The organism is Bacteroides sp. QWL-09 (genome assembly GCF_058683585.1).
In genome coordinates, this window is record NZ_CM178748.1 from 155898 (window position 1) to 170371 (window position 14474).

13 protein-coding genes are annotated in these 14474 nt (G+C 38.4%); 6 read left to right on the forward strand and 7 right to left on the reverse strand.

Annotation, left to right across the window (positions count from 1 at the left end; translation table 11 throughout):
• The first annotated feature begins 35 nt into the window (after positions 1-35).
• The 4 genes from rlmB (at position 36) to AC4PG5_RS00680 (ending at position 4115) form a co-directional block, all read left to right on the forward strand.
• Entirely contained in the window at positions 36-779 is a 744-nt protein-coding gene (rlmB, locus tag AC4PG5_RS00665) for a 23S rRNA (guanosine(2251)-2'-O)-methyltransferase RlmB (RefSeq protein WP_492029580.1), read from the forward strand.
• A gap of 4 nt (positions 780-783) precedes the next feature.
• The gene (locus AC4PG5_RS00670) at positions 784-2487 is read left to right on the forward strand and encodes a tetratricopeptide repeat protein (protein ID WP_492029581.1); all 1704 of its coding nucleotides are present in this window, start codon (positions 784-786) and stop codon (positions 2485-2487) included.
• 563 nt (positions 2488-3050) lie between these two features.
• Entirely contained in the window at positions 3051-3608 is a 558-nt protein-coding gene (locus AC4PG5_RS00675; protein ID WP_492029582.1) for a DUF805 domain-containing protein, read from the forward strand.
• A 132-nt stretch (positions 3609-3740) separates the two neighbouring features.
• Positions 3741-4115 (forward strand): RidA family protein, encoded by a 375-nt coding sequence (locus tag AC4PG5_RS00680; protein WP_492029583.1) that lies wholly within the window; start codon positions 3741-3743, stop codon positions 4113-4115.
• On the opposite strand, the gene AC4PG5_RS00685 is transcribed toward AC4PG5_RS00680, so the two are convergent.
• Entirely contained in the window at positions 4083-5438 is a 1356-nt protein-coding gene (locus tag AC4PG5_RS00685; protein WP_492029584.1) for a bifunctional folylpolyglutamate synthase/dihydrofolate synthase, read from the reverse strand. The two genes, AC4PG5_RS00680 and AC4PG5_RS00685, sit on opposite strands and share 33 nt — an antisense overlap.
• A gap of 119 nt (positions 5439-5557) precedes the next feature.
• Here AC4PG5_RS00685 and AC4PG5_RS00690 point away from each other — a divergent pair, with 119 nt between their 5' ends.
• Positions 5558-6883 (forward strand): PhoH family protein, encoded by a 1326-nt coding sequence (locus AC4PG5_RS00690; RefSeq protein ID WP_492029585.1) that lies wholly within the window; start codon positions 5558-5560, stop codon positions 6881-6883.
• A gap of 212 nt (positions 6884-7095) precedes the next feature.
• Here the strand turns inward: AC4PG5_RS00690 and AC4PG5_RS00695 are convergent, their stop codons facing one another.
• The 5 genes from AC4PG5_RS00695 to AC4PG5_RS00715 form a co-directional block, all read right to left on the reverse strand.
• Positions 7096-8070: a dihydroorotate dehydrogenase-like protein gene (locus AC4PG5_RS00695; RefSeq protein ID WP_492029586.1), complete on the reverse strand. Its 975-nt coding sequence runs from the start codon at positions 8068-8070 to the stop codon at positions 7096-7098.
• A gap of 17 nt (positions 8071-8087) precedes the next feature.
• Positions 8088-8759: a YggS family pyridoxal phosphate-dependent enzyme gene (locus AC4PG5_RS00700; protein WP_492029587.1), complete on the reverse strand. Its 672-nt coding sequence runs from the start codon at positions 8757-8759 to the stop codon at positions 8088-8090.
• A gap of 25 nt (positions 8760-8784) precedes the next feature.
• The gene (locus AC4PG5_RS00705) at positions 8785-9249 is read right to left on the reverse strand and encodes a DUF4494 domain-containing protein (protein WP_492029588.1); all 465 of its coding nucleotides are present in this window, start codon (positions 9247-9249) and stop codon (positions 8785-8787) included.
• A 208-nt stretch (positions 9250-9457) separates the two neighbouring features.
• Complete coding sequence (locus AC4PG5_RS00710) at positions 9458-11869, reverse strand: GumC family protein (protein WP_492029589.1); 2412 nt, start codon at positions 11867-11869, stop codon at positions 9458-9460.
• A gap of 11 nt (positions 11870-11880) precedes the next feature.
• Complete coding sequence (locus AC4PG5_RS00715; RefSeq protein WP_492029590.1) at positions 11881-12675, reverse strand: polysaccharide biosynthesis/export family protein; 795 nt, start codon at positions 12673-12675, stop codon at positions 11881-11883.
• A gap of 518 nt (positions 12676-13193) precedes the next feature.
• Here AC4PG5_RS00715 and tpx point away from each other — a divergent pair.
• Complete coding sequence (tpx, locus tag AC4PG5_RS00720; RefSeq protein WP_492029591.1) at positions 13194-13694, forward strand: thiol peroxidase; 501 nt, start codon at positions 13194-13196, stop codon at positions 13692-13694.
• 138 nt (positions 13695-13832) lie between these two features.
• Here the strand turns inward: tpx and AC4PG5_RS00725 are convergent, their stop codons facing one another.
• Positions 13833-14474, reverse strand: coding sequence for a DedA family protein (locus tag AC4PG5_RS00725; protein ID WP_492029592.1), 642 nt, complete (start codon positions 14472-14474; stop codon positions 13833-13835).

Below are 14474 nucleotides of genomic sequence, written 5' to 3' on the forward strand. Positions count from 1 at the left end.
TAAATAATAGAACGATTAAAAAGTAAAAAGAATATATGATTGATAAAAGTGAAATGATTTTTGGTGTTCGAGCGGTGATCGAAGCCATTCAAGCCGGTAAAGAAATTGAGAAGATTCTCGTGAAAAAAGATATTCAAAGTGATCTTTCAAAAGAATTGTTCTCTGTCTTAAAAGGCACCTTGATCCCTGTGCAGAGAGTGCCGGTGGAGCGTATTAACCGAATTACCAGAAAAAATCACCAAGGTGTGGTGGCTTTTATCTCTCAGGTGACTTATCAGAAGACAGAAGATTTGGTTCCTTTCCTTTTTGAGGAGGGTAAGAATCCGTTTTTCGTGATGCTTGACGGGGTGACTGATGTGCGTAACTTTGGAGCGATAGCGCGTACATGCGAATGTGCGGCAGTGGATGCTGTGATCATTCCTGTAAAAGGAAGTGCTACGGTCAATGCCGATGCGGTAAAAACTTCAGCCGGAGCATTGCATAAATTGCCTGTTTGCCGCGAGCAAAATCTTAAAAATACGCTTCGTTATCTGAAGGATAGTGGATTTCGTATTATTGCGGCTACTGAAAAAGGAGACTACATGTACTCTGAGGCCGACTATAAAGGACCGTTGTGTATTATTATGGGAGCAGAAGATACCGGTGTTTCCTATGACCTTCTGTCTTTATGTGATGAGTGGGTTAAGATTCCAATGTTGGGAACTATCGAATCGTTGAATGTATCGGTTGCTGCCGGAATATTGATCTATGAAGCTGTGAAACAACGTTCAAACGATTAATAATATGAAAAAACTACTTAGCCTTATCTCTATTTGTCTACTTTCCCAATGGGTGAGTGGACAAACCCCAAAATGGGTCGAAAAAGCCAAACGATCCGTCTTTTCAGTCATCACCTATGATCAAAATAACGGAATTCTTAATACCGGAAATGGCTTTTTTGTATCAGAAGACGGAACGGCTTTGTCCGATTATAGCTTGTTCAAAGGAGCTAGCCGTGCGGTTATCATAAACAGTGACGGTAAACAAATGGACATTGAACGGATTTTAGGTGCCAATGAAATGTACGATGTTGTGAAGTTTCGTGTCGGTATCTTGAGCAAGAAAGTTCCGGCATTACAGGTGGCGACTTCGCCATCAGCTGCTCAGGCGGATGTTTGGTTATTGCCATACTCGACGCAGAAAAGTGTAAATTCAACTCACGGAAAGATTAAAAACGCTGATAATGCGAGCGGAAATTATGTTTATTATACGCTTGAAATGAAGTTAAAGGACAAGATGGTAAGCTGTCCGGTCATGAATACCGAAGGACAGGTTATCGGATTGGTTCAAAAGTCGGCTATGAAAGATACGGCTTCTGTCTGTTATGCCGTAGATGCTCGTTTGGCTGATGCTCAGAAGATCACGGCATTTTCAGTTAACGATCAAGCATTACGTTCGATTGGAATCAAAAAGATGTTGCCCGATACAGAAGAACAAGCTTTGATCTATTTGTTCATGGCTTCTTCTCAACTATCATCTACCGATTATCTGTCGCTGCTGACCGATTTTGTGGAGAGCTATCCGAATTCTTCTGACGGTTATTTGCGTCGTGCCAATCAGTATTTGTTTTTGTCGAAAGATGATGCCTCTTATTTAGATAAGGCCTCTAAAGACTTAGAACAAGCACTTAAAGTGGCAACGAAGAAGGATGATGCTGAGTATAATGTGGCTAAGTTTATCTATGCTTATCAATTGTCGAAGCCGGAAACAACTTTCGGCGACTGGACTTTCGATCGGGCATTGGAATATATACAGTCGGCTTATGAACATAATCCTTTGCCGATATACATGCAATTGGAAGGTGATATCTTCTTTGCTCAAGCAAACTATGAGAAGGCTTATTCGTGCTATGAGCAAGTCAATCAGTCGAACTTAGCTTCTCCGGCCTCTTTCTATAGTGCTGCTAAAACAAAGCAACTCATGAAGGGTGATCCTAAAGAGGTTTTGAGTTTGATGGATAGTTGCATCGTACGTTGTCCTCGTCCGGTAACTGCTGATGCCTCTTCTTATCTATTGGAAAGAGCTCAGGTGGCTATGGAATGTCAGGAATATCGTAAAGCATTGGGTGATTATGATGACTATTTTAAGAGTGTGAATGGTGAGGTGAACGACTTGTTCTATTATTATCGTGAGCAATCTGCTTTGATGTCGAAACAGTATCAACGGGCTTTGGATGATATCCGTAAGGCGGTGGAACTGAATCCGAAGGAGATGCTTTACCGTGCTGAGAATGCTGCATTAAACCTTAGGGTGGGGCGTTATGATGAGGCGATCACGATCGTGAACGAGGCGTTGAAACTTGATCCGAAATATGGTGAACTGTATCGTATTTTAGGCATTTGTCAGTTGCAGTTAAAGCAAAAAGATAAAGCTTGTACAAACTTTGCAAAAGCCAAGGAATTGGGTGACCCTAATGCTGAAGCTTTGATTGAAAAACACTGTAAATAGGCTTTAAACAGACGCGTGGACGGATAAATTGTCGTCTGTGTTCGGTTGAAATAGAAAAGAATATGGAGAGTAATCGGCAAGTTCGATTACTCTCTTTTTTATTGTTTTTCTTCAATTGTTACGGTAAATGTTTTCGTCCTTTTAAAGCTTCTCTTTTTTCTACGCATCTAAAACTTTTATCCTATATAGGATGTAAAATTATCCTCGTAGGATATGGAATTATTTACGTAGGATATGGAATTATTTACGTAGGATATGAGATTATCCACGCAGGATAAATTATTATTCTCCAAGCTTTTTTCGTTTTTGCTTGATTAATGTTGAACTTTAGCTTTTTGAATCGATCGTAGGCCTCTGAATCCTCTATTTAGGCTCTATTCATACCTTTATACTCTCGATTTTTCAATTGTTGAAAAGGTTTAAGCGTTTCTTTTACAGAGAGAAAAAGCATTGCTCTGTTTTTTTTATAAAGAAATCTTTTACAAAATGATTAATTAGTCAAAAGTTTTTTTACTTTTGTAAAGTATTAAAAAAGACTTTTGTTAAATATAAATCGACATCGTATGTTTAAAGCACCTTTCTCTTTTGAAGGACGTATTCGTCGAATGGAATATTTCCTCTCCTCTATCATTGCACTATTTGTACTTTCGATTGTTTATTTTATGTGTTTCGCTGCTTTCTTCCTAAGTATTGAAGCTTCTTCCATTACTGGTTCAGTTGTTGGAGGACTTGTTGGTGTTGCTGCGTATGTTGCAGGTGTTTGGTTTGGGTTAGCTCAAGGAGTGAAGCGTTTACACGATTTGGATAAATCCGGTTGGATGATTTTGCTTTTCTTGGTTCCTATTGTGGGTACGGTATTTGCTCTGTATTTATTATTTGCCGATGGAACTGTTGGTCCCAATCGTTATGGTGAAGATCCTAAGAATAGAACTCCTTATCAACCTTATCAACCTCAACAACCTCAACCGACTGTAAATGTGACCGTGAATGTGACTAAGGATGGATTCACTGTAGATGCAACTTCTTCTCCTAAAGTCGAGGAACCTAAAGCTGAGGAACCTAAAGCTGAGGAACCTAAAGTCGAGGAACCTAAAGTCGAGGAACCTAAAGAAGATAAATAGATTTTACTATATTTCTTATTTTTTGGTGGATAAATCTCTTACGAAAATTCGATAAATATTGGATTTTTGCAAGAGATTTTCTTATCTTCGGCAGGCTAATTTAGAAGTTCAACTCGTAAACTACATTGTATTATGAAAAAAAGTATTGCAACCGAAAATGCACCTAAGGCAATCGGACCTTATAGTCAAGCTATTGAAGCTAATGGCTTAGTTTTTGTTTCAGGACAGTTGCCTATCAATCCTGTGACAGGTGAAATGCCTCAAAGTGTTGACGAACAAACCCGTCAGTCTTTAGAAAATATGAGAAACATTCTTAAGGAAGCCGGTCTGGGCATGGAACATGTTGTGAAAACAACGGTGTACTTGGCAGATATGGCTTACTTCGGAGACATGAATGGGGTTTATTCGACATTCTTTGATGGCGCGTTCCCAGCACGTTCGGCATTTGCTGTTAAGGCTTTGCCGAAAAATGCTTTAGTGGAGATCGAATGTATCGCTGCTCGCTAACAAGTCGGCCACAATAAAGTTACTGCCTCCTATGAAGATGAGATCTTCCGGGAGGCTTTTTTCTTTTGCGGCCTTAAAAGCATCGCTCACGGAGAGATAGGCTTCTCCTTTTAGGCCGAGTAGAGCGGCGCTTTCTTTAAGTTCACACGCCTTTAGTGTCCGGTCGACACTAGCTTGGGTAAAATAGAATGTGGCATATGAGGGTAGTAGATGCAGTACACTGTCGACGTCTTTATCACGCATCATGCCGATAATGAAATGTAGTTGTTGATATCCTCCATTTTCCTTCAGATCATTCAACTGTGTGACGATACTAGATAATCCCGCTTTGTTGTGCCCTGTATCACAAACAATCGTGGGGGTATGACCTAACACTTGCCAGCGTCCCATGATATGAGTCATCTCAGTGACATGCTCTAGTCCGTATTTGAGGTGTTCGTCGTTGATCTGATATCCCATCTTTTTCAACTCTTGTGCCGCTGTAAAAATCGTACGTCCGTTTTTCTGTTGATATTCTCCGGCCAATTCCCCTAAGGCCTCAAAACGCATTTGTCCACCTTCCTCGATGGTAAAGTGTGTGTATGTCCCTTTGGAAGAAGTGGCTTGTGAACTTTTGGGTAAGATTGTCTCTATTTTTAGTTCCGGATAAGAGTCTTCAGCAAACAGAATCGGTGCATCGACAGCTTTGGCTTTCTTTAGAAAAACGTCTCTTAACTCATCGGTGGCTTCTCCAATCACAACCGGAGTGTGTGGCTTCATGATGCCGGCTTTTTCTAGAGCAATCTCTGGAAGGGTGTTCCCTAAGAACTGCATGTGGTCGAAGCTGATGTTAGTGATGATACTTAAGTCGGGTGATATGATGTTGGTGCAATCGAGTCGTCCACCAAGGCCGACCTCAATAATGGCAACGTCGACTTTCTGATCGACGAAATAGCGAAATGCCATGGCTGTGGTCAGTTCGAAAAACGAGGGACTCAATGGTTCGAAGAATGGACGATGATTTTCTACAAACTGGACAACATATTCTTCCGAAACCATTTCTCCGTTAATTCGGATACGTTCTCTGAAATCGATCAAGTGTGGTGAGGTGTATAATCCGACGGTATATCCCGCTGCTTGTAGAATAGCAGCAAGGGTGTGCGAACAAGAACCTTTTCCGTTAGTTCCTGCGATATGAATGGTTTTAAAATTTTGGTGCGGGTGTTTGAAATATTCATCGAGCATCTGCGTGTTTTCTAATCCTTCTTTGTAGGCTTTCCCTCCGATCTTTTGGAACATCGGAGTGCTCTCGTATAAGTAAGTTAACGTTTCTTGATAGTTCATTTCTTTATTTTTTTTAACGCAGTTTCAAACCGTTTTAATGGTTTTATTGTTACTTTTAAAGGTCCAATATTCTTTATTGGAATATGAACACAAATATCGGTATTTTAAATCTAAGAAATATGGGAATGAAAAAAAATTTTGTGTTAGACACAAACGTTATTCTTCACGACTGTGACTGTCTGAAGAATTTTCAAGAGAACGACATTTACCTTCCTATCGTTGTATTAGAAGAGTTGGATCATTTTAAAAAAGGAAATGAGCAGATCAATTTTAATGCCCGTGAGTTCGTACGTGAACTTGATTCTATAACCGACAATGATTTGTTTACACATGGTGTAAAGCTCGGAGAAGGTTTGGGTCGGTTATTTATTGTTACAGGAACTGTCGAAGCGCCTATGGTAAAGGTTTCGTTTTCTGATCTTAGACCAGATCATCAGATTCTTGCTGTGGCAGAGTATATTACGGCAAAGGATAAGAAGAGTAAGACGATTCTGGTTACCAAGGATGTTAATCTTCGAATGAAAGCGCGATCGATTAATCTCGCTTGTGAAGATTACATTACGGATAAAGTGGTTAACGTCGATATCTTCGAGAAGGCTAATGAGGTCTTTGATGATATTGATCCGACTTTGATCGATCGGATTTATTCTTCAAAAGAGGGATTAGATCTCAGTGAGTTTGAACTCAAGCATTTGATCCGTCCTAATGAATGCTTCATCTTAAAAAGTGATCGTAACACAGTGTTGGCTCGCTACAATCCATTTACGCACATGGTGACTAAGGTGAATAAATCGAGGAATTATGGTATTGAACCTCGTAATGCAGAACAAAGCTTTGCGTTTGAGGTCTTGAACGACCCAAATATTAAATTGGTGGCTCTGACAGGAAAAGCTGGAACGGGAAAGACGTTGTTGGCTTTGGCTGCTGCATTGGGTAAGCTAAATGAATATAAACAAATTCTGTTGGCGCGTCCGATTGTGGCTTTGTCGAATAAAGATATCGGTTTTCTTCCTGGTGACGTGAGTGAGAAAGTTGCTCCTTATATGCAACCATTATTCGATAACTTGAATGTCATCAAACGCCAGTTCTCTGCTAGCTCTGCAGAAGTAAAACGCATAGAGGATATGCAGAAGAGTGAACAGCTGATTATTGAAGCCTTGGCCTTTATTCGCGGACGAAGTTTGAGTGAGATGTATTGTATCATTGATGAAGCACAGAACTTAACACCTAGTGAGATTAAAACGATTATTACTAGAGCAGGCGAGGGGACTAAGATGGTATTTACGGGAGATATTCAGCAAATTGATCAGCCGTATCTTGATAGTCAGTCGAATGGTTTGGTGTATATGATTGATCGGATGAAGGATCAAAATGTATTCGCTCATGTCAACTTAGTGAAGGGAGAAAGAAGCGAACTCAGTGAATTGGCAAGTCATTTGCTATAAGGAACAAAAGACCTTGTTGGGTCGAAAGTCTATTTCTCGATCTGTAGTTTGTGACTTTTGATAAGGGTATAAGTTGCAGTTCATTGACAAGACTAGAGATTAGCTCATAAAGCCGACCATTGGTAAAGTCGATCAATGGTTGGTCTATATAAAATAAGATCACTATAACCAACGTTATAGTGATCTTATTTTATGAGGTGACTTGCTCTCTTTTATTTCTTATTGAAATATCTTAAGAATTGGGTGCGTTCAAACGTGTTGATTCCTTGAATCTTTTTCGCATTTAGCTTTCCTCTAAAATCTGCAATTGAATGGTAGCCTTTATGCATCATCCAAGTGGCTAGGAAAACATTGCATTCTTTGATGAAAGAGTTGGTTTTCTGATAGATTGCACTGCAAACTTCAACGGCCGAGGCACCTGCCAGAATCGTCTTGACAATGTCTTCGGGTCTTGAAACTCCACCGGATGCCGCATAGTCAATCTTTTCTATTTGAGCAGAAGCAATGCCTACCCAACGAAGTGTGTTTGAAAGATCGGCCGGATTACTAAAGACTTCACCAGAGGAGTGAACGAGCTTTTCAATATCAATATCCGGTTGGTAAAAACGATTGAAAAGAACGACTGCCGCAGCACCGTTGGCATACAACTGATCGATAAGTACGATTGGATTAGTCAGGTTGTTGCCTAGTTTCATGATGATTGGGATACGAACTTGCTTTTTGATCCGACTAAGAATATTAATATGATGTTCTTCAAATGCGCCGTAAGTATAGTGAAGATCGGTTTGTAGCGATAGAATATTTATTTCTAAAGCATCAGCACCGGCCTCTTCGATCTGAGAGGCAAATTCAATCCAGTCGTTATCGGTGTAGCAGTTGATGCTAGCAATAATTGGAATAGTACATAGTCTCTTGCTTTCCTTGATTAAATCAATATATTCGGCTAGCTTGTGTTCTTTCATATATTGATCTAGATAATCGTTTGCTTCCGGTGAGAAAGCTGTATCTTTTATTTGATCGGCTTCAAGTAAGATCTGTTCTTCGAATAACGATTTTAATACAATTGCTCCTGCACCAGCTTCTTCTAGCTTTTTATTTTTAGAAGCACTATTAGTTAACCCGGAACTGCTCACAATAATTGGGCTCTTAAGAACAAGCCCCGCAAAAGTAGTTTTTAAATCGTTCATATTAAATCGTTTTAGTTTTATAGATAATTTCTATCGCCAAAAATAGAACTCCCAATACGGACTAAGGTGCTTCCATACTGTATGGCTTCATGATAGTCTCCAGACATTCCCATCGATAGCTCTTTAAAGCTCTCTGTATCGGCGAAGAAATTCGTCTTTATGTTTTTAAAATAATTATCTAAGAAACAAAACTCTTCACGTATTTGTTCAATATTATCCGTATTACTTGCCATGCCCATTAACCCACAAATCCGTATATTCGTCAGTTCTTTATAAACGCCCGACAAAAGCATCTCGTTACATTCTTCTGGAGAAAATCCGAACTTTGTTTCTTCTTTAGCAATGTGGATTTGCAAAAGGCAGTCGATCACTCGATCAACTTTTTGAGCTTGCTTATTTATCTCAGCAAGTAACTTATAAGAATCGACTCCGTGTATCATCGTGACATAAGGAGCGATGTATTTTATTTTATTGGTTTGAAGATGTCCAATGAAATGCCATTCAATATCTTTAGGTAAAGTTTCGTACTTCGCTGTCATCTCTTGTACTTTACTTTCACCGAAGATGCGCTGTCCATAACGGTAGGCTTCTTCTATCGCTTCATTGGGATGAAACTTAGAAACAGCAACTAACCGAACTCCTTGTGGGAGTTCGGTATTGATCTGTTTTAATTTATCAGCAATCTGCATGACCACTTTGTTTTGTTTGAGAAGATTAAACTTCTGGCTTGTCGTTAGGACCTGCACTGTATGGATAAACATCCATGATAGCTGTTTCTGCAACTGATCCTATTTGATAATCGGCCATTGTGCCCTTCATTCCCTCATCTAATTTTTTAATCGAATCTCTTAAATCAGAAGCCTGAACTAGAACCATTGTTGAGGTTTTCTTTTCAGCTCCGCTTTTCTCGTCTAATGTAACAAAAATAAGTTTGCATTTAAACCATCTATCGGCACTTTCTTCTTCACTAGAGAATAATTCACTATAATTGGCGCGTTTGATATCCGACACTGTGAATTCTCCTGTGATGAATGGAGTCATTTCTTCGATAATACGTGCTTCTGCTTCTGTAAAGCTAAGTGCGTCAACTAGATATGGTTCCGTTACCTTTTTCTGCATGCCGTTCTCCATTGTCTTTTCATAACGGATCTTGCACTCAAACCATGTATGCATTGCCATTTTTACTTTGTTTATTTAATTAATAAATTTATAATAATAATGTGCAAAGATAATGCAAAATATAGAATAGTTGAATGTTCCGTTTAGATATATTATGAGCGCAGCTGCAATTTAGATTTATGATTTGATATGCGAAAAAAACAAACATCCTCTGAATCAATTTAAGTAAATGATTCAGAGGATGTTTATCTTTCAATGGACTTATTCGTTATCTCTTTTGATGTTCGGATCCGTATCCATATCCATAACGTTTGCCGTATCCGTAATATTTTCCGTACTTGGCATATCCATAATATCCGTATTTCTTCTTCTTTATATCAATACCATTGATGATCGTACAAAGGTTAGGAAGTTTGTTATTCAGTTCATTGATTAAAGCAAACTCGGCTTTATGGGTATAATCTGCACGACAAACATAGATCGATAGATCGGCTACACGACCAACTAATTGAGTATCGGTTACCATCCCTACAGGAGAAGTATCCAATACGACATAGTCGAAGTTCTCTTTCAAGATTTCAATCGCCTTGTCGAGCCTATCGCGGGCTAACAATTCGGTTGGGTTAGGAGGAATGGTTCCGGTAGGAAGAATAAATAAGTTACTGTTGCTTGCAGATTCTTGAACGAGAGACATGAGGTCTGTATCAGAATTTGCCAAGTAATGAGTAATTCCTTTTTCTTTTTGTGATAGATGGAAAACCTTATTCAAACCTGGTTTACGGATATCTAACCCCACAATAACGACTTTTTTTCCAAGTAACGATAAACTGATGGCAATATTCGAAGAGATAAACGATTTTCCTTCACCACTGATTGTTGAGGTGACTAGGATAACCTTCTTATCTTTTTCAAGCATGAACTGTATATTGGTTCGGATATCGCGGAATGTTTCGCTCATTAAGTTATTCTGATTTTCAAAGACTGCAATAGAACCGTCTTGACTATCTTTTTCTTCGGTTAATGTCACACTTCCTATGATTGGTGCTTTTGTTATTTTCTCGACATCGCCTACACCTTCGATCTTGATTTGGGTTAAGTTGATTAAGTATATGATGCCTATTGGTACGCTGATTCCGAGAACCAATGCAATGAGGTAAATCATGTTTCTTTTGGGAGAAACAGGAATGTCGTCGGCTATAGCTTCATCTATAATTTTAGCATTATTGGTTGTAGCAGCTAGTGTGATTGCGTTCTCTTCACGTTTTTGTAAGAGCATCAAGTATAATCCGGCTTTGATTTCCTGCTGTCTGGCGATGGTGCCTAGCTGGCGTTCAAATCCCGGAGCATTTGTTATACGCTTGTTGAATCGATTAGCTTCCCGATCAAGATCAGTTTTAGTAATGAACAATCCTTTCATTGTGGCCTCAATCGTTGCTATGACAGTCATTTTCATAGCTTGAATGCTTGTACTTAAATTGACTATTGTAGGGTTGTTTTCAGTTGAATTGCGGATCAATCGTTTGCGTTCAATGATCATTTCATTGTATCGGTCAATTTGGGTAGACAACATTTGATCTTTTAACCCAATATTGCTTGGGAGCACTTCGTATTTATTCGATGGATCGTTGATATACTGAGAAAGGTCTCTGACTAATCTGATCTGAGTTCCATTTTCAACTTGTTTCTTCTCGTATTCGGCATTTCCACTTAAAGCGATTTGAGCATCGCTGCTGAGGTCGGTTAGGCCGGCATTGCGTTTAAATGTGGCAAGTTCTTCCTCTGTGCTTCCGAGCTCTTTGTTGATGATGCTGATACGACTATCGATAAAATCTCCCGTTTTTCTGGCGATCTCATTTTTATCATCGTTCGCGTTTCTATTATAAGTGGCCAAAAGTCTATTAATGAAATCTTGTCCACGTTGTAGACTAGAGTTCTTGAGTGAAATAACAGCCACTGAAGAGGTCTTTGAGGTTGGCTCTATAGTCATTTTGCCCAAGTATGATTTAGCGACTCTTAAACTAGGAGTAACTGTGGCAATGATGTGACGCTCTTTTTTTTCGTTCCCATCAATTAGGGTAGAGTCTTGATTTTGGATAAAACTAAAGGTTCCGATTTTAGTTGGTAGAATAGCCGGTAGCTTGGTGAATACTTTATTTATCTCATTATCCTTGGTTTTTATCGTTACATTTAAACTACCATTTATAGCCAGTTTCATATCTATTAAAACACTTCCTTCAAGGCTTTCCACTTGTTGAGGGGGAATGTTCACTAAAATCGGAGAGTCTTTGTAGAGAATCTTAGATGGGAATTCGTCTTCGCTTGTGTATGAAGTATATAATCCAAGACTATTTACAACTTCCTTAATTAAAGTCTTCGAACGTAGAATTTCTATTTCGTTGTCTATGTTTTTTGATGAGGACATCATACCACCTAAGCCTAAGCTTTCTAGTTCTGCTGTTGCACCGGAAGCTCCTCCTTTTTTATCATCTTTGATAATGACTGATGCCGATATGTTGTATATAGGTGTAGTGTACTTCAAATACATCCATGCTCCTAAAAGGCTTATTACAATTGCTGCGACTAGCCAAGGCCAATGAATAATATATTTAAAGAATAATTCTTGGATATTGATATTCTCCTCGTTATTTTCATTCGATTCTTCGTAAGAATTTTCTTTCATCGTATATAAAGTTATTTAAGAATATTTACTAATAAGCTGGCAACGGATACTAAAATAGATGTTGCAGAGAACCACAAGCTTGTGCTTGTACCGATATCGGAGTTTTGTGCTTTAGTTTTGTTAGGGGTAATGTAAATGATATCATTTTGCTGAAGATAGTAATAGGGCGACGAAATGGTTTCAACCTTATTTAAATTTAAGGTTATAATTTGTTGTTGCCCTTTGTTGTCTTCACGTATCAGTTTGACATTGTCTCTCATACCATAGATCGTCATATCACCTGCCATAGCCAAAGCTTCCAATAGATTCACCTTTTCGTTGGTGATAGTAAATGTTCCCGGACGTGCTACCTCACCAATAACTGAAATCTTGTAATTGACCATTCTCACAGTAACAATAGGCTTCTCTTTAATGTAGGGTTTTAGTTTCTCTACAATCATATTTTCGGTTTGCTTTTTGGTCAGTCCGCCAATGTGTAGCTCGCCTAAAACGGGAAAATTAATATTCCCATTGTTGTCTACGAGATATTGTTGTAAGACGGGTTGAGAAGTGGTATACGACTGACTAATGTTGGAGGTACTGGCAACCGTTAAGTTAAATGGTACGGCCAACTCTGGGCTAGTGCATGATACAATAATCGTCAACAAATCTTTAGGCATTATTTTTGCATCGTATAATTCCTGACTAGAGATCTCTTGATGGCTTAAATCTGCATCTTGAAAATATGGTACTTTCTTATACGATTGACAGCTAGTCAAAGCGATAATGAAAAGCCCTAGAAAAGCTAGTTTGTTTAAAGTTCTCATTTATTTAGTTACTTGATTTTTGGTGGCTTTAAAGATTCACACTTTAATTCTATTTTGTTATCTTTTTGCAAAGATATAAATAGTAAGTCTGTCTTTGTAAAACGCAAAGGTATAAATTAAATGAAAAAAAAAAAATAATATTATTTCAAACAAAGAAATTGCTTGATTTTCGATATATAACAATTCGTTTTTAAAGATTGTTGGTAAAATGAAATGTCTTTTTTCTTCTTCTAAGGATTTGGGAAGAAATTTACTAGCGATGTCGAATAAACTTTTGTTCTAGTTTGATTCATTTTCTTTTTCATTTTGATCACTTTAAATTGATTTTTTATGACGAAAAGAATCTTGGCATAATGGAGAATAGGATTGCTTGTTGAAAATAGGGGTTTAATGGATGGATCGTTAAGAGAGGAGGCTTGCCCATTAACAAACCGATAGGACTACATTTTTCTGATTGAACATTTTTGATCGGGCTGTCGTTATTAAATAAACTAAAATCAAAAAAATAAAAAATTATTATGGCAATTACAAATTTTAAGGGAAATCCGGTAAAATTAATAGGGGATCTTATTCAGGTTGGCCAAGTTGCACCTGATTTTAAATTGGTTAAAACTGATTTGTCTAATTTCTCATTGAAAGAAGCTAAAGGCAAATACGTCATCTTGAATATATTTCCGAGTTTAGATACGGGAGTTTGTGCAACATCTGTTCGTAAGTTTAATAAAGTAGCCGCTGGACTTAAAAACACACTGGTTTTGGCTATTTCTAAGGATTTACCTTTTGCGCACGGACGTTTTTGTTCGACCGAAGGCATAGAAGATGTGGTCACATTATCTGATTTTCGTATTTCTGATTTTGATGAGAACTATGGCGTTTGCATGTCCGATGGACCGTTAGCCGGTTTGCTTGCACGTGCGGTTGTTGTTGTAGATCCTAATGGTAAAGTGGTTTACGTAGAACTTGTTCCGGAAATTACACAAGAACCTAATTACGACGAAGCATTATCTGTGATCGAATAATTCATTCTTCGTTTCTCCCTAACTTAGATAAAAATATAAGCCGCGTCAAATCTATTTTTTGAGGCGGCTTATTTATTTTCTCTTAAACGGTGTTTAAGTTGATGCGTTCTTTCCTTTTATAAAGGATGTTTTTTGCTTTTAGCGTTTTTTCTGAACGTGTTTTAAAGCAAAAAAGATAACTCCGATAGCGACTATTGCAACAAAGGCATATCCGATCTCATGGCTATACTCGTTGACTTTACTCAAAAGTTGCTCTTCATTTTCAATTCCTGGAACCGTAGATAGATAATATCCAATGGCAGCAAGAATGCTGTTCCATATACCTGCTCCCAAAGTTGTATATAGTAGGAAGGTATGCAATTTCATGCGAGAAAGCCCCGCGGGAATAGAGATTAGTTGACGTATGGCCGGAATAAGTCTGCCGATAAATGTTGATAAGGCTCCGTGTTTTTCAAAATAAACTTCCGCCTTTTGCACTTTGTCTTCATTGATGAGACATAGATGTCCCCAACGACTATTCGCAAACTTGTAAACCAAGGGACGTCCCAACCATCGAGCCAAATAATAGTTGACTAGTGCTCCGATATTGGCACCTATAGTCGAAAAAAGTACGACTAGATAAACATTGAGTTCTTTGCCAATTGCAGCCTTATAAGCAGCAGGTGGAACAACAACTTCTGATGGAAACGGTATGAAAGAACTTTCAATAGCCATTAAAAGCGTTATGGTCCAGTAATTTAAATGTTCAAGGCACCATTGAATAAAGACAGTTGATTCCAT